At 71.8% G+C, this 19,488-nt stretch carries 15 protein-coding genes; 12 read left to right on the forward strand and 3 right to left on the reverse strand.

Going from position 1 to position 19,488, the window contains the following annotated elements; translation table 11 throughout:
• The first annotated feature begins 136 nt into the window (after positions 1-136).
• From LX14_RS12875 to LX14_RS12895, 5 genes are all read left to right on the forward strand, one after another.
• Positions 137-1,549, forward strand: coding sequence for a nitrate/nitrite transporter (locus LX14_RS12875; RefSeq protein ID WP_253647573.1), 1,413 nt, complete (start codon positions 137-139; stop codon positions 1,547-1,549).
• Positions 1,546-4,071 carry a nitrite reductase large subunit NirB gene (nirB, locus tag LX14_RS12880; RefSeq protein WP_308214101.1) on the forward strand — a complete coding sequence of 842 codons (2,526 nt, stop codon included), beginning with the start codon at positions 1,546-1,548 and terminating at the stop codon, positions 4,069-4,071. The genes LX14_RS12875 and nirB overlap by 4 nt, the downstream gene beginning before the upstream one ends.
• A gap of 89 nt (positions 4,072-4,160) precedes the next feature.
• On the forward strand, positions 4,161-4,535 hold the full coding sequence (gene nirD, locus LX14_RS12885; protein WP_253647574.1) for a nitrite reductase small subunit NirD: 375 nt from the start codon (positions 4,161-4,163) through the stop codon (positions 4,533-4,535).
• Entirely contained in the window at positions 4,535-5,710 is a 1,176-nt protein-coding gene (locus tag LX14_RS12890) for a uroporphyrinogen-III synthase (protein WP_253647575.1), read from the forward strand. The genes nirD and LX14_RS12890 overlap by 1 nt, the downstream gene beginning before the upstream one ends.
• A complete protein-coding gene (locus tag LX14_RS12895) occupies positions 5,707-6,396 on the forward strand; it encodes a sirohydrochlorin chelatase (protein WP_253647576.1) in 690 nt (229 codons plus the stop codon). Before LX14_RS12890 ends, LX14_RS12895 begins: the two co-directional genes overlap by 4 nt.
• Positions 6,397-6,427: 31 nt before the next feature.
• Here LX14_RS12895 and LX14_RS12900 read toward each other — a convergent pair whose 3' ends face one another.
• On the reverse strand, positions 6,428-7,216 hold the full coding sequence (locus LX14_RS12900; protein ID WP_253647577.1) for an alpha/beta fold hydrolase: 789 nt from the start codon (positions 7,214-7,216) through the stop codon (positions 6,428-6,430).
• Between the two features lie 83 nt (positions 7,217-7,299).
• Between LX14_RS12900 and LX14_RS12905 the strand changes: the two genes are divergently transcribed.
• The 4 genes from LX14_RS12905 (at position 7,300) to LX14_RS12920 (ending at position 15,967) form a co-directional block, all read left to right on the forward strand.
• Entirely contained in the window at positions 7,300-8,532 is a 1,233-nt protein-coding gene (locus tag LX14_RS12905) for a cytochrome P450 (RefSeq protein ID WP_253647578.1), read from the forward strand.
• Complete coding sequence (locus LX14_RS12910; RefSeq protein ID WP_253647579.1) at positions 8,529-9,086, forward strand: TetR/AcrR family transcriptional regulator; 558 nt, start codon at positions 8,529-8,531, stop codon at positions 9,084-9,086. The genes LX14_RS12905 and LX14_RS12910 overlap by 4 nt, the downstream gene beginning before the upstream one ends.
• A 103-nt stretch (positions 9,087-9,189) precedes the next feature.
• On the forward strand, positions 9,190-12,603 hold the full coding sequence (locus tag LX14_RS12915; protein WP_253647580.1) for an ATP-dependent helicase: 3,414 nt from the start codon (positions 9,190-9,192) through the stop codon (positions 12,601-12,603).
• Entirely contained in the window at positions 12,596-15,967 is a 3,372-nt protein-coding gene (locus LX14_RS12920; protein ID WP_253647581.1) for an ATP-dependent helicase, read from the forward strand. The genes LX14_RS12915 and LX14_RS12920 overlap by 8 nt, the downstream gene beginning before the upstream one ends.
• Here the strand turns inward: LX14_RS12920 and LX14_RS12925 are convergent.
• Entirely contained in the window at positions 15,933-16,349 is a 417-nt protein-coding gene (locus LX14_RS12925; RefSeq protein WP_372505329.1) for a DoxX family protein, read from the reverse strand. The genes LX14_RS12920 and LX14_RS12925 overlap by 35 nt on opposite strands.
• A 50-nt stretch (positions 16,350-16,399) precedes the next feature.
• Between LX14_RS12925 and LX14_RS12930 the strand changes: the two genes are divergently transcribed.
• Genes LX14_RS12930 through nudC form a run of 3 tightly spaced genes read left to right on the forward strand, consistent with a single transcriptional unit; the run spans position 16,400 to position 19,130 of the window.
• Positions 16,400-17,464, forward strand: a complete 1,065-nt coding sequence (locus LX14_RS12930) for a potassium channel family protein (protein WP_253647582.1) — start codon at positions 16,400-16,402, stop codon at positions 17,462-17,464.
• 26 nt (positions 17,465-17,490) lie between these two features.
• On the forward strand, positions 17,491-18,183 hold the full coding sequence (locus LX14_RS12935; protein WP_253647583.1) for a lysophospholipid acyltransferase family protein: 693 nt from the start codon (positions 17,491-17,493) through the stop codon (positions 18,181-18,183).
• 23 nt (positions 18,184-18,206) lie between these two features.
• On the forward strand, positions 18,207-19,130 hold the full coding sequence (nudC, locus tag LX14_RS12940) for an NAD(+) diphosphatase (protein ID WP_253647584.1): 924 nt from the start codon (positions 18,207-18,209) through the stop codon (positions 19,128-19,130).
• Between the two features lie 72 nt (positions 19,131-19,202).
• Here nudC and LX14_RS12945 read toward each other — a convergent pair whose 3' ends face one another.
• Complete coding sequence (locus LX14_RS12945; protein ID WP_253647585.1) at positions 19,203-19,454, reverse strand: mycoredoxin; 252 nt, start codon at positions 19,452-19,454, stop codon at positions 19,203-19,205.
• Between the last annotated feature and the right edge of the window lie 34 nt (positions 19,455-19,488).

A 19,488-nucleotide genomic window follows, 5' to 3' on the forward strand; every position in this document is an offset into this window, starting at 1 on the left:
GTGGGGGTCTCACATGGGTGCCGAACCGGACGTGAGAACACGGTGACGCGAGGGTCATCGCACGACAACCCGCCGCAACACCCCGCTCCTAGCGTTGCCGACAACCTGCACCACGCCGCGCTTCGAGAGGATCTCCGTGACCACCCCCACGCGACGCAAGCACCACATCACCGACTGGGACCCCGAGAACCGGGAGGCGTGGGACAACGGCAACGCCGCCATCGCCCGACGCAACCTGATCTGGTCGGTGATCTGCGAGCACGTCGGGTTCTCGGTGTGGTCGCTGTTCTCCGTCCTCGCCCTCTTCATGGGTCCGCAGTACGGCATCTCGCTGGACCAGAAGTTCGTCATCGCGGCGACCGCCACCTTCGTCGGTGCCTGCCTGCGCATCCCGTACACCCAGGCGACGGCCCGGTTCGGCGGGCGGAACTGGGCGATCTTCAGTGCGGTGGTGCTGCTGATCCCGACGTCACTGACCCTCATGCTGATGCTGAACCCGGGCGACTTCGGGTACGGCTGGTACCTCGCCGTGGCGGCGCTCTCGGGCCTCGGCGGCGGGAACTTCGCCTCCTCGATGACCAACATCAACGCCTTCTTCCCGCAGCGGATGAAGGGATGGGCCCTGGGACTCAACGCCGCGGGCGGCAACATCGGTGTGCCGGTCGTGCAGCTCGTCGGACTCGCGGTGATCGCCTTCGCCTCCGACCGCCCCGAGATCGTCTGCGCCATCTACCTCGTCGCACTCGCGCTCGCCGGGGTCGGCGCCGCGATCTACATGGACAACCTCGACCACCAGACCTCGTCGGGCAAGGCCATGCTCGACTGCCTGAAGTACCGCGACACCTGGGTGATCTCGCTGCTCTATGTCGGCACCTTCGGCTCGTTCATCGGGTTCGGCTTCGCGTTCAGCCAGGTGCTCAACATCAGCTTCACCGCCTCCGGTGACCCCAAGCCCGCCCTGGCCGCCGCGCAGATCGCCTGGATCGGCCCGCTGCTGGGGTCCCTGTCGCGCCCGATCGGCGGTCGCCTCGCCGACCGCGTCGGAGGCGGTCGCGTCACCATGTGGTGTTTCGCCGCGATGGTGGCCTCGTCGGCGATCCTCGTCGTCGCCGGCATGACGTCCGACGCGAACGGTCACCGCGTGACCGGTGGTGTCCTGTGGGCCTTCGTCGTCGGCTTCATCCTGCTGTTCCTGATCTCGGGTGTCGCCAACGGGTCGGTCTACAAGATCATCCCGGCCGTGTTCGAGGCGAAGGCCCAGGCCAACCGTGGCCTCAACGCGCTGGGAAAGATCACGTGGTCCCGGTCGATGTCCGGCGCGCTCATCGGGATCGCGGGGGCGTTCGGCGGCCTGGGTGGTGTCGCGATCAACCTGGTGCTGCGCGCCAGCTACAAGTCCAGCAAGTCGGCGACCACCGCCTTCTGGGTCTTCCTCGCGTTCTACGTCGTCGCCGGTGCCATCACGTGGTGGTTCTACGCCCGCGGTGAGAAGGCGGCCGTCGCGCTCGCCGACGAGAAGGCCGCGCCGTCGACGGTGGGTGTCGCGTGACCGACAAGACCGTCGTCGTCGTCGGGCACGGGATGGTCGGCCACCGGTTCGTGACCGACCTGCGCCGCGCCGACATCACCGACCAGTGGCGCGTGGTGGTGCTCGGTGAGGAGTCCGACCCCGCCTACGACCGGGTGGGTCTGTCGTCGTATGTCTCCTCGTGGGACCGCACCGCGCTCGCGCTCGCCGGCAACGACTACGCCGGGGACGACCACGTGGAGGTGCGCCTGGGCGTGCGGGCCGAGGCGATCGACCGCGACGGGCGCAGGGTGGTCGCGTCCGACGGCACCGAGATCCCTTACGACGCACTGGTCCTCGCGACCGGTTCCTACGCCTTCGTCCCACCGGTCACCGGCAAGGAGCACCCTCGCTGCTTCGTGTACCGGACCCTCGACGACCTCGACGACATCCGCGCGGCGGCGGACTCCTCGGAGCCCGGCTCGGTGGGCGTCGTCGTCGGCGGTGGGCTGCTCGGCCTCGAGGCGGCGAACGCGCTGAGGTCGTTGGGCATGACCGCGCACGTGGTCGAGTTCGCGCCGCGGTTGATGCCGCTGCAGGTCGACGACGGCGGCGGCGCACTGCTGGCCAAGCTCGTCGGGGAGCTGGGGGTCACCGTCCACACGGGCGTCTCGACCACCGCGGTGCAGGCCCGCCACGACGGCGGCATCACCGTCGGTCTGTCGGACGACACCGAGATCGACGCGGAACTGCTCGTCTTCGCGGCCGGTGTCCGACCGCGCGACGACCTCGCCCGTGGAGCGGGACTCGACGTCGGCGACCGCGGCGGCGTCCTGGTCGACTCCGCCTGTCGCACGGCCGATCCCGACATCTACGCGATCGGCGAGGTCGCTGCCGTGGACGGCCGCTGCTACGGGCTCGTGGCCCCCGGGTACTCGACCGCGGAGGTGGTCGCCGACCGCCTGCTCGGTGGTGACCGCGCGTTCGCCGGCGCGGACATGTCGACGAAACTCAAGCTGCTCGGCGTGGACGTCGCGAGCTTCGGCGACGCGATGGGCGCCGCCGAGGGTGCGCTGGAGATCGTGCACAGCGACCCGGTTGCCGGCACCTACGCCAAGGTGGTCGTCTCCGACGACGCGACCACGCTGCTCGGCGGCATCCTCGTCGGCGACGCCGACGCGTACGCCACGCTGAAACCGATGGTCGGACGGGCCATCCCGGGCGACCCGGCCGCCCTGATCACGCCCGCGTCGTCGGGCGGTGGCATCGGCGTCGGGGCACTGCCCGACGACGCGGAGATCTGTTCGTGCAACGCGGTCACCAAGGGGGCGATCTGCGCGGCCATCGCCGACGGGTCGTGTGACATCGCGTCGATCAAGGGCTGCACCGGCGCGGGCACGACGTGCGGTGGATGCGTGCCCAGCATCACCACGCTGCTCGCCGATTCCGGTGTGGAGCTGTCGAAGTCGTTGTGCGCGCATTTCGCCCAGTCGCGCGCCGAGCTGTTCGAGATCGTGGCCTCGACGGGTGTCCGCACGTTCTCCGAACTCATCGCACGGTTCGGGACCGGCGCGGGATGCGAGGTGTGCAAGCCGACGGTCGCGTCGATCCTGGCGTCGACGTCGTCGGACCACATCCTCGACGGCGAACAGGCCGCGCTGCAGGACACCAACGACCACTTCCTGGCGAATTTGCAGAAGAACGGGTCCTACTCGGTGGTGCCGCGTATGCCCGGCGGTGAGGTGACCCCCGAACAGCTGATCGTGATCGGGGAGATCGCCCGCGATTTCGGGCTGTACACGAAGATCACCGGCGGCCAACGGATCGACATGTTCGGTGCCCGCGTCGACCAGCTGCCGCAGATCTGGCGTCGGCTCGTCGACGCCGGGATGGAGTCGGGCCAGGCCTACGGCAAGAGCCTGCGCACGGTGAAGAGCTGCGTCGGGTCGAGTTGGTGCCGATACGGCGTGCAGGATTCCGTCGCGATGGCCGTGCACCTGGAGAAGCGCTACCGCGGACTGCGCTCCCCGCACAAGATCAAGTTCGGGGTGTCCGGATGCGCTCGGGAGTGCGCGGAGGCCCGCGGCAAGGACGTCGGGGTGATCGCGACCGAGTCGGGATGGAACCTCTACGTCGCCGGCAACGGCGGACAGCGTCCGGCGCACGCGCAGCTGCTCGCGTCGAACCTCGACGACGACACGCTCATCGCCTACATCGACCGGTACCTGATGTTCTACATCCGGACGGCGGATCGCCTGCAGCGCACGGCACCGTGGCTGGAGTCGCTCGACGGCGGTCTCGACCACCTGCGTGCGGTGGTGTGCGACGACTCGCTCGGCATCGCCGACCACCTCGAGGCCGCGATGGAGCGTCATGTGGAGGGCTACCGCGACGAATGGGCCGCAGTCCTCGACGACCCGGAGAAGCTGTCCCGGTTCGTGTCGTTCGTCAACGCTCCCGACGAGCCCGACCCGACGGTCGGGTTCACCGAGTCCGACGGCCGTCGCGTGCCGGTGCTGTTGGGGTCGCCGGCGATGCCGGGCGCCCCGCGACACGCGGGCTGAGCTGTGGGTTCACAGCACGCCGACACCGTCGAAACGTCGCCGACACATGGCGTCGACACACTGGGCCCATCACATCGAGGAGGTCGACCATGACGCTCACGCACCACGACCACGCCGTCGACGACCTGCGGGGGACCGACGCCACCTGGGTGCCGGTGTGTCCACTGGACACGCTCGTCCCGGGTCGGGGTGTCGCCGCGATCCTGCCGGACGGGACCCAGGCCGCGGTTTTCCTCGTCCCGTCGGGCGAGGTGTTCGCCGTGGGCAACATCGATCCGTTCGGTCGCGCCGCGGTCATGTCGCGGGGACTCGTCGGTGACCGCGACGGCGAACCGACCGTCGCCTCGCCGCTGCTCAAGCAGGTCTTCTCGCTGCGGACCGGACTCTGTCTCGACGACGACTCGGTCGGGCTCGGGACGTTCGCCACGCGAGTGGTCGACAACCGGGTCGACATCGGCGCGTGATGAACCCCGCCCCGTCGGAGGAGACCGTCGACGTTCTCCCCGCCGCCGCACCCCCGTTGGCCGGGTTCACCATCGGCATCACCGCAGCGCGACGCGCAGACGAGTTCGAGGCTCTGCTGACGCGCCGTGGTGCCGAGGTGATGCACGCACCCGCGATCCGCATCATCCCGCTCGCCGACGACGCCGAGCTCGAACGCGTCACGACCCAGATCACCGACGCACCGCCGGACATCGTCATCGCGACCACCGGCATCGGCTTCCGCGGCTGGATGGAGGCCGCCGACGGATGGGGGGTCGCCGAGTCGCTGTGCGAGGCGTTGCACCGGTCGACGGTGGTCGCCCGGGGACCGAAGGCCAAGGGCGCCATCCGCGCCGCCGGACTGCGGGAGGCGTGGTCGCCACCGAACGAGTCGTCGAGCGAGGTCATCGAGCACCTGTTGGCCGACGGCGTCGACGGGTTGCGCATCGCGGTGCAGCTGCACGGCGCGACGACCGAGTGGGAACCGCTGCCGGACCTGTCCGCCGTCCTGCGGGATGCCGGGGCCACGGTCGTCCCGGTGCCGGTCTACCGCTGGACGCCGCCGAGTGACACGACGGCGATGGACGCCATGATCCGGGCCACGATCGCCCACGACATCGACGGCATCACATTCACGAGTGCCCCGGCGGTCGCGTCCTTCCTCGGCCGCGCACGGGATCTCGGTGTGCTCGAGGACTTCCTGCACGCTCTGCGGACCGTCGTCCCCGCGCTGTGCGTCGGTGCGGTGACCGCGGCACCCCTGCACGCCCTCCAGGTGCCGACGATCCAGCCCGCACGGTTCCGCCTCGGTGCACTGGCGCGGACCATCGCCGACGAGCTCCCGCGCCGCACACAGGTGCTGCGCGTGGCCGGACACGACATGACCGTGTTGGCACGCGGTGTGACCGTGGACGGTTCGGTCCGGCCGCTCACCGCCGCGGGGCAGGCGCTGCTGCGGGCGTTGACCCGTGTCCCCGGTCGTGTCGTCGATCGTCGCACCCTGCTGGCCGCGCTGCCCGGCGGTGGCGGGGACACCCACGCCGTCGAGACGGCGATGGCCCGGTTGCGGTCCGCGCTGGGCGATCCCACGATGATCCAGACGGTCGTCAAACGCGGCTATCGCCTCGCCGTCGACCTCGAATGGGAGGACGAGTGAGCGACCCGACCCTCGTGCTCGTCGCGCACGGCACCCGGTCCCCGGTGGGCGTCGCGACCGTCGCTCGTCTCGCGGAGCTCGTGGCGGACCGCATCGGCCCGGTGCGGGTGGCGTTCGTGGACGTCCTGGGACCCACGCCGTCGGAGGTGCTGTCGGAGATCGACGGCCCCGCCGTGCTCATGCCCGCGTTCCTCGCGTCCGGCTACCACGTCCGGGTCGACCTGCCCGAGCACGTCCGGCTCAGCGGACGCGACGACGTCCGCGTCACCGCCGCGCTCGGACCCGATCCCGCACTCGCGGACGTGATGATGTCGCGCCTGCGCTCCGCGGGGTGGCGCAGCGGCGACCACGTCGTGCTCGCCGCCGCGGGATCGTCGGATCCCGACGCCCTCGCCGACGTCGCCACGGCCGCGGCACATCTCGCCGAGCGGATCGGTGCACCCGTCGACGTCGGGTACGCCGCCACCGCGACGCCGACCGTCGCCGACGCGGTGAGCGTTGCACGGGCGGGTGGCGCGCGGCGTGTGGTCGTCGCGGCGTACCTGTTGGCGCCCGGTCTGTTCCACACGAGGCTGTCGGGGGCGGGTGCCGACGCGGTGACCGAACCCCTCGGTGCCGACGATGCTCTCGCCGACCTCGTCGCGGCCCGCTTCCGCACCCACGCGGCGGCACTCACCGCCCGCTGAGTCCCGCCCCGCCACAACAGGCGTGTCGATGTCAGGCCGTGCGGGCGAGGACGTCCCGGATCGTCGCGGCGGTGAGCTCCGGTCGGGACAGCGGCACCATGTGATCGCAGTCCTCGTGGTGGATCGTGAGGCTGTCGCCGAGCCGGTCGGTGAGAGCGGCGACGAAACCTGCCGACGCGTAGGGCGGCTGCACCTTGTCGGCGACGATCATCGCCGTCTCCGTCCCCGCCGGCGGGAGCGCGAACGGTCGCGCCAGTTCACTCCACGTGGTCATGATCGCGCCGGGATGCAGCCGCCACGTCATCCGGCCGTCCGCGGTGGGCAGGAGATGGGTCTCGATCTCCTCGGTCAGCACCGCGTCGTCGACCTCCCACCACGACTCGGCGCGCTTGCGGTCCCACGCGTCCTGCTCGTCGCGGACGTACCAGGAGTCGAGGGTCGACGCCGCGGCGTCGGCCATCCGGTCGCCGTCGAGGTCCACCGCGGGGTCGAGCAACACCAGCCCGCGCACACGGTCGGGAGCGGTCGCGGACAGGTGCAGCGCGAGCGCACCACCGTAGGAGTGTCCGACGACCACGACGGGACCGTCGACATCGCGGTCGAGGACCTCGAGCAGGCCGGCCACCTGGCGTTCGATGGTCCACGGCGCCTCCCACGACGAGTGGCCGTGCCCCAGGAGGTCGGGGGCGACGATGCGCAGGTCGGCGAGGTGGTCCTCGGCGAGCGGTCGCCAGCGACGACCGTGCCCGGTCACTCCGTGCACCACCAGCACCGTCTCGCCGTCCGCCGGTCCGAACGTGGTCACCGCCATCGCCGTCATGGGTCCTGATCATGCCGGGCGCCCACGGGTTCCGCGCACCGCCACCCGTTGACAGTGAGGGCCGTCTGTATCGATCATGAGACATGAGCACCGACATGTCTCACCGCCGGTTCGCCCTGCGCTCCGGCGAGACGTGGGCCGACCCGTTCTCCGACTACCGGTGGCTGCGCGACGAGGACCCGGTCCACCACGTCGTCCCCGACGACGCGCCCGACGCCGACTGGTTCGTGCTCAGCCGCCACGACGACGTGATGGCGGCGGCCGTCGACACCGACCGCTTCGTCTCGGGCGGCGGGCTCACCGTGACCTACGGCGAGCTCGACTCCATCGGCATGGCCGACAACCCGCCGATGGTGATGCTCGACCCGCCGGCCCACACCCGCTTCCGCTTGCTGGTCGCGCGGGGGTTCACCCCGACGCAGGTCCGCGACGTCGAGCCGCGCGTACGACAGTTCGTCCGGGATCGACTGCGCGACATCGCTCCCGGCGACGAGTTCGACCTCGTCGACCGTCTCGCCAAACCCCTGCCCTCGATGGTGGTCGCCCACTACCTCGGTGTCCCCGACGCCGATCGCGACCGGTTCGACGCGTGGACCGCGGCGATCGTGGGCGCCGATCCGAGTGGTGACCTCGGTGGGGCGATGCAGTCCGCCGGTGCGGCGGTGGGGGAGATGCTCGGCTACTTCACCGAGCTGATCGAACGACGACGGGCCGAACCCGGCGACGACACCGTGTCGCACCTCGTGGCCGCCGGCGTCGGCGACGACCCCACCGGGCTGCTCTCTGTACTGGCGTTCACGTTCACGATGGTGGCCGGCGGGAACGACACCACGACAGGTCTTCTCGGGGGTGCCGTCGACCTGCTGGCCGCGCACCCCGACCAGCGACGGCAGCTCGTCGACGACCCCGCGCTGATCCCGGCGGCGGTCGAGGAACTGCTCCGCCTCACCTCCCCCGTCCAGGGGCTCGCGCGCACGGCCGCCGTCGACGTCACCCTCCACGGTGTCACCATCCCCGCGGGACGAAAGGTGTTGCTGCTGTACGCCTCCGCGAACCGGGACGAGCGGTGGTGGGGTGAGGACGCCGAGCGCCTCGACGTCCACCGGCACCCCCGTCAGATCATGACGTTCAGTCGGGGCGACCACCACTGCCTCGGTGCGGCCGCCGCCCGGATGCAGGGCCGCGTCGCCCTCGAGGAACTGCTGGCAGCCGCACCCGAGTTCACCGTCGACAGCGCGGCGATCACCTGGGCCGCGGGCAACTACGTGCGCCGACCCACGTCGGTACCGGTCCGCGTCGGCGGGACACCGCGATGACCGACTGGATCGCCGAGGACCGCACCCGCGTCGCCGAACGACGACTCCTCGACGTCGCCGCGGAGCTGTTCGCCCGGCGCGGCGTCGACGCCGTGACGATGGCCGACATCGCCGCCGCCGCAGGCTGCTCACGCGCCACGCTCTACCGCTACTTCCCGACGCGGTCCGACGTCCTCACGGGCTACATCCGGGCCACCACCGAACGCATCCTCGTCCGGATCGTCCAGGACACCGATCGCGTCGACGATCCCCGCGACCGCGCGGCTGCGGCCGTCACCGCCGCGCTCGCCGCGATCCGCGCGGACCCCGCGCTCGGCCCCTGGTTCGCCACGGACGCCGGTCTGCCCGCCCGCCTCGCGGTCTCCCACCCGGCGATCGCCGACGCGGTCCGGGCCGTGATGGGCGGTGATGCCCCCGACGCGGCTGCGACCGCCCGATGGGTGACGCGGTCGATCATCGCGCTCATCGTCATGCCCGAGCCGACCCCCGACGACGAGCGACGCTGCGTGGAGCGCTTCGTCGCACCGGCGGTGGCGGCTGTCGGTGCCGGGTGATCGAATCGGGGCCGGTGATCTGATGGGCCGGTGATCTGATGGGCGAGTCCCGCGGCGGTCGCCGCCAGGGACGCCCACGATGCCCACGGGAGGGAGGCAGACGATGCGCGACGGCTCGACCGACCGTGTCCGCGACCGCCCACGCCGTGCCGCCGAGGTCCCCGCGTCGCTCGTCGCCGGAGCCGTCGCCGAGATCCCCGCCCGCACCTGGACCGACCGTGCCGCGGAGCTCGTCGCCGGACCCCTGCCCGGCGGCGGCCGCGCGTGGCAGCCGACCCGCGTCACCGGCGGTCCCGGTACGGGCAAGACCGCGCTCGTCGTCGACGTCGCGGTGTCCCGCCTGACCGCCGCCGGCGCCGATCCCGAGTCCGTCCTCGTCCTCGCGTCCGATCGTCGTGCCGCGGCCCGGCTGCGGGAGGACATCACCCGCCGGGTGCTCGCCCACCCCGACCGCGATGCCGCCCATCGGTCGACGCGCGAGCCACTCGTCCGCACCGTCCACTCGTACGCGTTCGCGCTGCTGCGCCTGCAGGCATCCACCGTCGGCAACCCGCCGCCGCGTCTGATCACGGGGTCCGAGCAGGACGCGGTGCTGCGGGAACTGCTCGCCGGTGACCTCGCCGACGGCGCGCCCGACTGGCCGGAGCGGTTGCGACCGGCACTCCACACCGACGGCTTCGCCCAGGCCCTGCGCGACCTGATCATGCGAGCAGCCGAACGGGGCGTCGGTCCCGAGCGGCTCATCGCGCTGGGACGGGCCCACGGCCGCGACGAATGGGTCGCCGCGGGCATCGCCTATCGCCAGTACGAGCAGACCAGCCTGCTCCGTGGAGCCGTCGGATCGGTGTCGCCGCAGGCCACCTCACCGGCTGTCGACGCCGCCGAGTTGATCGGTTCCGCCCTCACCGCGCTCGCCACCGACGAGGTCCTGCTCGCCGGGGAGCGTGCCCGTGTGCGCCACCTCCTCGTCGACGACGCCCACCACCTCGACCCGCAGGCCGCGCACCTGGTGCGGCTGATCGGGACCGGCGCCGCCGAGACCGTCGTCGCCGGCGACCGCGACCAGAACGTCTTCGCGTTCCGCGGTGCCGACCCGCGGTTCCTCGACGAGCTCGTCGAACCCGGGTCCGGGCACGACGTCGTCCTCGACGTCGATCACCGTGCCGTGCCCGAGATCTCGGCTGTCGTCGACGCGATCGCGGCCCGCCTCCCGGGTCCTGCACGCGCGCCGCGGAGTCCGGTCGCCGGATCGGCCGACACCGCGGGGACCCACCTCGGCGCCGGCCCGGCGGTGCGGGTCGAGGCCTACGCGTCGTCGGCGAAGGAGGCCACGGCCATCGCGGACGCCCTGCGCCGCGCGCATCTGTTCGAGGGCGTGCCGTGGTCGCGGATGGCGATCGTGACGCGGTCGGTGGCGCGATCGGTCGCCCCGTTGCGCCGGGCCCTGCGCACCGCGGGTGTCCCGGTGGTGACGCCCGCGTCCGAACTGCCCCTGCACCGCCAGCGTGCGGTGGCCGCCCTGCTCTCGGTGCTGCGTGCCGTCGACGGTGACATCGACGGCGACGAGGCACTCGCTCTGCTGGCCGGTCCTGTCGGAGGCGCTGATCCGACAGCACTGCGCCGGCTGCGACGGGGACTGCGACGCACCGGCGACACCACCGCGGACGACGGGCCCCGCTCCGAGCGCGACTCCGTCGCGGTGATCGTCGCCGTCATCGCGGGGGCCGGGGCGGATGTGACGGACGCCGACGCCGAGGAGCGTGTCGCCGCACTCACCGCCGCCGAGCGCGCACCGTTGACGCGGGTGCGCGACGTGGTGGCCGCTGCCCGCCTCGAGCAGGCCCGCGGCGGCGGCGTCGAGGACGTGCTGTGGACCGCCTGGGAGAAGACCGGTCTCGCGAGACGCTGGTCGGCGACAGCCCTGCGCGGTGGCCCCGCGGCCGACCAGGCCGACCGCGACCTCGACGCCGTCGTCGCGCTGTTCGACGTCGCCGCCGGTTTCACCGACAACCTGCCCGCCGCCGGGATCGGCGCTTTCGTCGACCACGTCTGCACGCTGCGGATCGCGGGCGAGGTGTCGCGTCGGGTGGGTGACCCGGAGGCGGTGACCATCGTCTCGGCGCACGCCGCGGCCGGGCGCGAGTGGGACGTCATCGCGATCGCGGGCGTGCAGGACGGACTCTGGCCGTCGTTGCGCAGCCGCGGCGGCATCCTCGGGACGCCCGCTCTCGTCGACCTCCTCGACGGGGTCGCGGTCGAGGGCCTGGACACGGTGTCGCGGACCGCGACGGCCCTCGCCGACGAGCGTCGGCTGTTCCTGGTGGCGTGTTCGCGCGCACGGCGCCGCCTGATGGTGACGGCCGTCGACGACGGCGGCGGCGACGCCGCACCGTCCCGCTTCATCGTGGAGGTGGCGGCGCAGCTCGCCGGCGACCGCGACGACACCGCCGACCGTGATGACGCGGCACCGGTCGTGTCCGCGGACGGGCTGCTCGAGGTCGCACCCGCCGTGCGCCGCACGTTGTCGCTGCCGTCGATCGTCGCGGCGCTGCGTGCCCAGGTCGTCGAGCCCGATCCCGACCCCCGGGTCGCCGAGATGCTGGCACGTCTGGCCGACGCCGGGGTTCCCGGCGCCCACCCCGACGAGTGGTTCGGGCTTGCCGGACCGAGCACCGACAGTCCGCTGTGGGACCCCGCTCGCGGGCCGATCACGGTGTCACCGTCCAGCGTCGAGGCGATCCAGCGGTGCGCCCTGCGATGGATGTTCGAGCGGACGGGTGGCCGCGACGGCGACTCCGCCCCGGCTGTGTCGGGGACCGTCGTGCACACCCTGGTGCAGGCGCTCGCGGGACAGATGCCCCCGGACGAGGTGACCGCAGCGCTGCGGCGCATCTGGGACCAGGTCGACGTCGGCGCCCAGTGGTACTCGTCGCACGAGCTCACCCGGGTGGAGGCCATGCTCGACCACTTCGGTCGCTGGCTCGAGCGGTCCCGCGGCGATCTCGAGGAGATCGGCGTCGAGGTCGACGTGGACGTCACCCTCCCCTCCGAGGATGCCGACGACGCCGACCCGACCGATCCGACGGCGACCGCCGGTGTCCGCATCCGGGGCCGCATCGACCGTCTCGAGCGGGATGCGCAGGGACGTCCGGTGGTGGTCGACGTGAAGACCGGCAAGACGGCGGTGACCAAGGACGACGCCGCGGTGCACCCGCAACTCGCGACGTATCAGCTGGCGGTGCACCTCGGCGGTGTCGCCGGACTGGCCGGCACCGAACCCGGTGGCGGACGCCTCGTCTACGTGAACAACTCCAACAAGACGACCGGTGCCGCCGAACGCGTCCAGCCCGCGCTGACGGCCGAGCACATCGCCGAGTGGACCCAGATCGTGCGGGACGCCGCCCGGCGCAGCGCCGGACCGCGGTTCGTCGCCACCGTCAACGCCGGGTGTTCGCGGTGCCCGGTGACGGCGTCGTGCCCGGCGTCCCTGGCGGGCAAGGCGGTGACCGATGACTGAGGTGATGACCGACCGGGCCCTGATCTCCGCCCGCGTCCTGTCCGCCGCACTCGGACTGCCCGCCCCGACCGACGAACAGGTCGAGGTCATCGAGGCGCCGATGGAACCGCTACTCGTGGTGGCCGGGGCAGGGGCGGGCAAGACGGAGACGATGGCGGCCCGCGTGGTGTGGCTCGTCGCCAACCGCATGGTCTCGCCGGACGAGATCACCGGGCTCACGTTCACCCGCAAGGCGGCCGCCGAGCTCGCAGCCCGTATCCGACGGCGCCTGGCGATGCTCGCCGGATCGCCGGCGATGCTCAACTGGGACCCCGACGGCTCGACGCGTGCGGTGCTGCGCGCGGCCGACCCCGAGGTCAGCACGTACCACGCCTACGCGGGGCGACTCATCGCCGACCACGGTCTGCTGCTCCCCGTGGAGCCCGCGTCGACGTTGCTGTCGGAGACGGAACTGTGGCAGGTCGCGTTCGAGGTGGTGTCCGGGTGGACCGACGATCTCGCCACCTCGAAGACGCCGCAGGGTGTCACCGAGTCGGTGCTGTCGTTGTACTCCGACGCGGCCGAACATCTCGTGGACCTGCAGGACATCGCGCACAGCGGGCTGGATCTGCACCGGCTGATCGACACCCTCCCGCCCGGACCGCGGCAACGCGCCGAGCCCGCCCAGGCCCTGCGGGCGATGCAGGAGGTCGTTCTCGAACGCCACCGCCTCGTGCCACTGGTGCAGCGTCTGGCCGACACGATGCGCGCGCAGAACGTCCTCGACTTCGGCAGTCAGATGTCGCTGGCCGCCCGACTCGTCCGCGACCACCCGGAGGTCGCGGCCGCGGAGCGGTCCACCGTCCGCGCGGTCCTGCTCGACGAGTACCAGGACACCGGGCACTCGCAGCGGATCCTGCTGTCGCGGTTGTTCGGTGGTCCCGCGCCGCCGGGGCGGGGTGCCGTCGCGGTGACCGCCGTGGGTGACCCGATCCAGTCGATCTACGGGTGGCGCGGTGCCTCGGCCGCCAACCTGCCGCGGTTCGCGACCGACTTCCCGACGTCGTCGGGGGAACCCGCGCCCCGTCGTGAACTGCTCACCAGCTGGCGCAACCCGAGAACCGCCCTGCGCCTGGCCAATCAGGTGTCCGAGGACCTGCGCGCCGCCGGGATCCCGGTCAGCGTGCTGCGATCCCGCGACGATGCGCCGGAGGGGACGGTCGACGTCGCCCTGCACGAGACCGTCCTCGACGAGCGCAGGTGGATCGCCGACGAGGTCGAGGCCGAGTACGCCGCCGCCGAACGCGCCGGTACGCCACCGCCCACCACCGCGGTCCTGGTGCGCCGCAACGAGGATTCCGCGCCGCTGGCCGGAGAGCTGGAGGCCCGGGGGATCCCCGTCGAGGTGGTCGGGATCGGGGGACTGCTGTTCGTCCCCGAGGTCCAGGACATCGTGGCCACGCTGCGCCTCATGGCCGACCCGATGGCGGGCACCGCGGCCATGCGTCTGCTCACCGGGGCCCGGTTCCGGCTCGGCGCAGCCGATCTCGCAGCCCTGTGGCGGCGCGCCCGGGAGCTGGCGGTGACGGGTGGACCCGGGGCCGGCGGAACGGTCGACTCGAGCGCCGCCCTGGACGACGCCCTGGAGGCGGTGCTCCCGACCGACACCGTCGACGAGGCCGGTCTCGGCGACGCCATCGCCGACCCCGGGGATCCGTCGCGGTACAGCCCGGCCGGACACCGCCGGATCGTCGAGATCGGCCACATGCTGGAGGGCCTGCGTCGCCGCATCGGCCAGTCGTTGCCGGACCTCGTCGCGGACGTGGAGTCCACGCTCGGCGTGGCCGTCGAGACCCAGGTCCGCGCCCGTCGGATGCGCGGCGTGATCACCGGGCGAGAACACCTCGACGCCTTCGCCGACCACGTCGCCACCTACGCCGAACGACCCTCGGCGACGTTGTCCGGGCTGCTCGCCTTCCTCGACTCGGCCGCCACCGTCGAGAAGGGTCTCGAGATGGGTGCGGTGGAGATCGCCGACGACCGTGTGCAGATCCTCACGATGCACGCGGCGAAGGGGTTGGAGTGGGAGGTGATCGTGCTGCCGCACGTCTGCACCGACATCTTCCCCGGCAGCAAGGCGGACGGCACCTGGCTGGGCAGCGCCCGCGAACTCCCCGCCGACCTCCGCGGTGATCTCGCCGACGCCTCCGGCGTCGGGTTCCCGCCACTGCAGCTCGCCGACGTCGACGACCGCAAGGACCTCACCGACCGCATCGACGACCACAAGCAGGCGCTGCGTGACCGGAAGCTGGAGGAGGACCGGCGACTGCTGTACGTCGCACTCACCCGCACCCAGAGACGTCTGCTCGTCTCCGGACACCACTGGACCGCCAAGCACGACAAGCCCAAGGGGCCCTCGCAGTTCCTCACCGAGATCGCCGAGATCGTTGCGGACGCCGACGATCCCGGTATGCGCATCGTGGCATGGGCCGACGATCCGGGTGACGGGGCGTCGAACCCGTTGGCGGAGAGCTCGATCGCCGTCGAATGGCCGCGTGATCCCCTCGGTGCCCACCGGGCCGCGATCGTCGCCGGTGCCGATCGCGTACGTGAGGCGTTGCGTCGTCGCGGAGCTCCGGCACTGTTCGACGCGCCCGGGCCCGGGTCCGACGAGCCCGCCCCCGACGACCCGCTCGACGCGCTGGAACGAGAGGTGGACGCGCTGCTCGCCGAGCGTGCTGCCGAGAACGTCTACGACCTCGAGGTGGCGCTCCCGCAGCACCTGTCGGTGAGCCAGCTCGTCGAACTCGACTCCGACGAGGCGGCGTTCGCGCGTCGGCTGCGACGTCCGATGCCGTTCCGCCCCAACCGATCGGCCCGTCGCGGCACGGCGTTCCACGCCTGGGTGGAGCGGCGCTTCGGCGCGACCCGTCTGCTCGACACCGACGAGTTGCCGGGCGCCGCCGACGAATCGAACGACGCCGACGCCGATCTCGCCGTCCTGCGGGAGGCGTTCCTGGCCTCGCCGTGGGCATCTCGCACCCCGGCGGAGGTGGAGGTCCCGTTCGAGACGGTCATCGGCGACACGGTCGTCCGCGGCCGGATCGACGCGGTGTTCACCGAACCCGACGGGTCGGCGGTGGTGGTGGACTGGAAGACCGGCGCCGTGCCCGACGCCGCACACACCGCGTCACTCGCGGTGCAGCTGGCGGCCTACCGCGTCGCATGGTCGGAACTGTCCGGGACGCCGCTGGACCGGGTGCGCGCCGCGTTCCACTACGTCCGTTCGAACGTCACCGTCGAGCCGTCGGATCTGCCCGACCGCGACGGGCTCGGGCAGCTGTTGGCGGTCAGGAGTCCCGACGGATCCGCAGGGCCGTGGTGATCATCGGGACCTGCAGCGGCAGGCGCGCTGCCGCGCCGGCCAGGAGCAGCGGCTTGTCCTTGAACAGGCGCAGGGTGTTGACGTTCGCGGGGAACACCGCGACGAACAGCGCCACGGCGGCCGCGGCGGCGGTCCGGCGGGTGGGCGGGTAGAGCAGCCCGACGCCGATGCCGATCTCGGCGACACCCGACGCATAGGTGAGACTGCGCGCGTCACCGGGGATCTCCCGCGGTTCGATCGAGTCGAACGGTCCGGGGACCGCGAAGTGCAGCGCACCCATCCCGATCAGCGCGCCACCCATGATGCGGGCATCACGCTTCGCCGCGGCGCGGCGCCGTCCGGGGAGCACCGGGCTCGGAAGTCTGTCCAGAAGCGTCGTCATGGCGACCACTGTGCCCGATCGGGCCGTGTGATCGGGCTAGAGTCCCCGTGATGCCTGGACCCATACGTCGCCGGTTGCGCGCCGACGACCTCACCGACATGCCCGACCACGCGCTGGTCGGTGTCGTCCGGATCCCCGAGACGCAGGCGTCGCCGGTCCGCGCCATCTCCCGCCGTGTGCTGTTCGCGCTCGTCGCGTTGTTCGCGGCGGTCTTCATCGTCTACCTCGATCGCGGCGGTTACCGCGATGTCCAGGACAGCGAGCTGTCGTTCCTCGACTGCCTCTATTACGCGACCGTCTCCCTGTCGACGACGGGCTACGGCGACATCACCCCGTTCACCCCCGAGGCGCGACTGATCAACGTCCTCGTCATCACGCCGCTGCGCGTGATGTTCCTGATCGTGTTGGTCGGTACGACCCTCGAGGTGCTCACCGAGCGGTCCCGACAGGCCCTGAAGATCCAGCGTTGGAGGAGCAAGGTGCGCAACCACACCGTCGTCGTCGGCTACGGCACGAAGGGCAAGACCGCGGTGCGTGCGATGTTGGCGGACGGCGTGAAGCCGTCGGAGGTCGTCGTCGTCGACTCGCAGCAGACCGTGCTCGACGGCGCCGCCGCGCAGGGTCTGGTCACGGTCCGTGGTGACGCGACGCGCTCGGACGTGTTGCGTCTCGCCGGCGCCCAGCACGCGGCGTCCATCGTCATCGCCGCCAACCGCGACGACACGGCGGTCCTCGCGACGCTCACCGCCCGCGAGCTCGCGCCGAGGGCGAAGATCGTCGCGTCCATCCGCGAGGCCGAGAACACCCACCTCATCCGTCAGTCGGGCGCGAACTCGGTCGTCGTCTCGTCCGAGACCGCCGGTCGCCTGCTGGGTCTCGCGACGTCCACGCCGGCGGTCGTCGAGGTGATCGAGGACCTGCTCACCCCCGACGCCGGGTACGCCATCGCCGAACGCGACGTCGAGCGCGACGAGTACGGGGCGTCGCCGCAGCATCTCGTCGACATCGTGCTCGGCGTCGTGCGCGCCGGTCGACTGCACCGCGTCGACGACAGCGAGGTGGACGCCATCGAGGAGGGCGACCGACTTCTCTACGTCCGCAAGGGTCCCGCCTGAGCCGCGAGTGCGGTAGACCTGATCACATGGCGCGCACCACAGCGGTTGTCCAAGGATTCCTGCGAGTCGGTGTCGTGGGGCCGTTCCTGCGATGGCGTGATCATCTCGAGGTGACCGGAGCGCACCACATCCCGCGCAGCGGCCCGGTCGTCCTCGTCGCCAACCATCAGGCCGTGGTCGACTCGTTCCTCGTGGCGATCGCCGCCCGTCGCACCGTCGTGTTCCTCGCCAAGGCCGAGTATTTCACCGAGACCGGCCTGCGCGGTCGACTCAAGCAGGCGTTCTTCAGCTCGGTGGGCCAGATCCCGGTGGACCGGGACGGCGGTGACGCGGCCGCGTCGGCGCTGTCGACGGCGATCGGTGTCGTGCGGTCGGGGCGGGCGTGGGCCGTGCACCCGGAGGGCTCCCGGGTGACGGGACGTCGTGTGCACCGGGGTCGCACGGGTGCGATGCGGGTGGCCATCGAGACCGGCGCGCCCGTCGTGCCGATCGCACTGATCGGGACCGCGGACGGACGACGGGTCTGGTCGCGCCGCCGGGTGACGGTCCGTGTGTGCGAGCCGGTCGACACGACGTCGATGTCGCCGTCGGACGCCCGGACGGCGACCGACCTGGTGATGCGTCGGATCGCCGACGCCGCGGGATGGCCCTACGTCGACGAGTACACCCCGAGGCGGTCCTCGACACGACCGTCACCCGGAGGCCGCTCCGCCGCCTGATCGGCGATCGTTAGGCTCGGCAGGTGGCCATCTTCGAGTTCTCCGAACCGCCGTTGCTGTCGCGGTCCACCATCGACCGGGCCGACGAGCTCCGCGGTGACGCCGACCGTCTGGCCGCGGGCTGGCCGTCGGCAAGGGTGCTCCTCGTCGACGCCGAGGGCCGTTCCGGTATCGGGTCCGACGGGCTGCGATGGGAGTCGTCGGCGACGATCGGCGACACGATCCCGCAGGACGCCGTGCTCATCGGCGTGCGCGACGGCGTCGACCTGTGGGCGATGCGCGTCGAGTCGGTCGAGGGCAAGACCGCGGATCCCCGGGGGAGCCTCGGGCGCCTGGAGCCGGACGAGGCCGGACTGTTGGTCACCGCGCTCGGGATCCTGAACTGGCATGCGTCGGCACGCTTCTCACCCGTCGACGGCAGCCCGACCGTGCCGGCGCGGGCGGGGTGGACGCGCAAGAGCACGACCACCGGACGCGAGGAGTTCCCGCGTACCGACGCAGCGATCATCACCGTCGTGCACGACGGGGCCGACCACGTCCTGCTCGGTCGACAGTCCGGGTGGCCCGACCGCTGGTTCTCGACGTTCGCCGGGTTCGTCGAACCGGGGGAGTCGCTGGAGCAGTGCGTGGTGCGTGAACTGCACGAGGAGACCGGTCTCGACGTGTTCGAGCCGCGGTACCTGGGCAGCCAGCCGTGGCCGTTCCCGCGGTCGCTGATGATGGGGTTCGCGGCGCGCGCCGATCGCGATCAACCGCTCGACTTCCTCGACGGCGAGATCACCGAGGCGCACTGGTTCCCGCGCGACGAGGTGCTCGCCGCCCTCGAGAGCGGCGACGAATGGCTGCGCGGCGAGACCGACCCCGGTGCCGGCCCACGCCTGCGTCTGCCGGGCTCGATCTCCATCGCCCGCGGTCTCGTGCACGCCTGGGCGACGACTCCCACCTGACCGCGATCGGACGCAGTTTCTTCCGCTCAGCGGGAAGAACTGCGTCCGATCACGGCCGAGACGGATCGCCGATCAGCTGCCGAGCTTGGCCAGGACCTCGTTCACCGACGGGTTCGTGGCGGTGCTGCCGTCGGCGTACTTGACGGTCGGCACGACGTGGTTGCCGTTGTTGACGCTGCCGACGAACTCGGCGGCCGACGGCTCGCGCTCGATGTCGATCTCGGTCCACTCGACGCCCTTGCTGCGCAGACCGGTCTTCAGTCGCGCGCAGAAGCCGCACCAGGACGTGGTGTACATGGTCAGGGCGGGGTTCTCGCTGCTCATGATCAGCAGAACGTACTCGTCACCGCCGTGATTC

It is taken from the genome of Williamsia deligens (genome assembly GCF_024171765.1).
GTDB lineage: Bacteria > Actinomycetota > Actinomycetes > Mycobacteriales > Mycobacteriaceae > Williamsia_A > Williamsia_A deligens.

Excerpts from the sequence above, each read along its gene's own strand:
- nirD (WP_253647574.1), top strand. The coding sequence starts at position 4,161 with ATGACGCTCACGCACCACGACCACGCCGTCGACGACCTGCGGGGGACC.
- LX14_RS12890 (WP_253647575.1), top strand. The coding sequence starts at position 4,535 with ATGAACCCCGCCCCGTCGGAGGAGACCGTCGACGTTCTCCCCGCCGCC.
- LX14_RS12900 (WP_253647577.1), bottom strand. The coding sequence starts at position 7,216 with ATGACGGCGATGGCGGTGACCACGTTCGGACCGGCGGACGGCGAGACG.
- LX14_RS12905 (WP_253647578.1), top strand. The coding sequence starts at position 7,300 with ATGAGCACCGACATGTCTCACCGCCGGTTCGCCCTGCGCTCCGGCGAG.
- LX14_RS12910 (WP_253647579.1), top strand. The coding sequence starts at position 8,529 with ATGACCGACTGGATCGCCGAGGACCGCACCCGCGTCGCCGAACGACGA.
- LX14_RS12915 (WP_253647580.1), top strand. The coding sequence starts at position 9,190 with ATGCGCGACGGCTCGACCGACCGTGTCCGCGACCGCCCACGCCGTGCC.
- LX14_RS12920 (WP_253647581.1), top strand. The coding sequence starts at position 12,596 with ATGACTGAGGTGATGACCGACCGGGCCCTGATCTCCGCCCGCGTCCTG.
- LX14_RS12925 (WP_372505329.1), bottom strand. The coding sequence starts at position 16,349 with ATGACGACGCTTCTGGACAGACTTCCGAGCCCGGTGCTCCCCGGACGG.
- LX14_RS12930 (WP_253647582.1), top strand. The coding sequence starts at position 16,400 with ATGCCTGGACCCATACGTCGCCGGTTGCGCGCCGACGACCTCACCGAC.
- LX14_RS12935 (WP_253647583.1), top strand. The coding sequence starts at position 17,491 with ATGGCGCGCACCACAGCGGTTGTCCAAGGATTCCTGCGAGTCGGTGTC.
- LX14_RS12945 (WP_253647585.1), bottom strand. The coding sequence starts at position 19,454 with ATGAGCAGCGAGAACCCCGCCCTGACCATGTACACCACGTCCTGGTGC.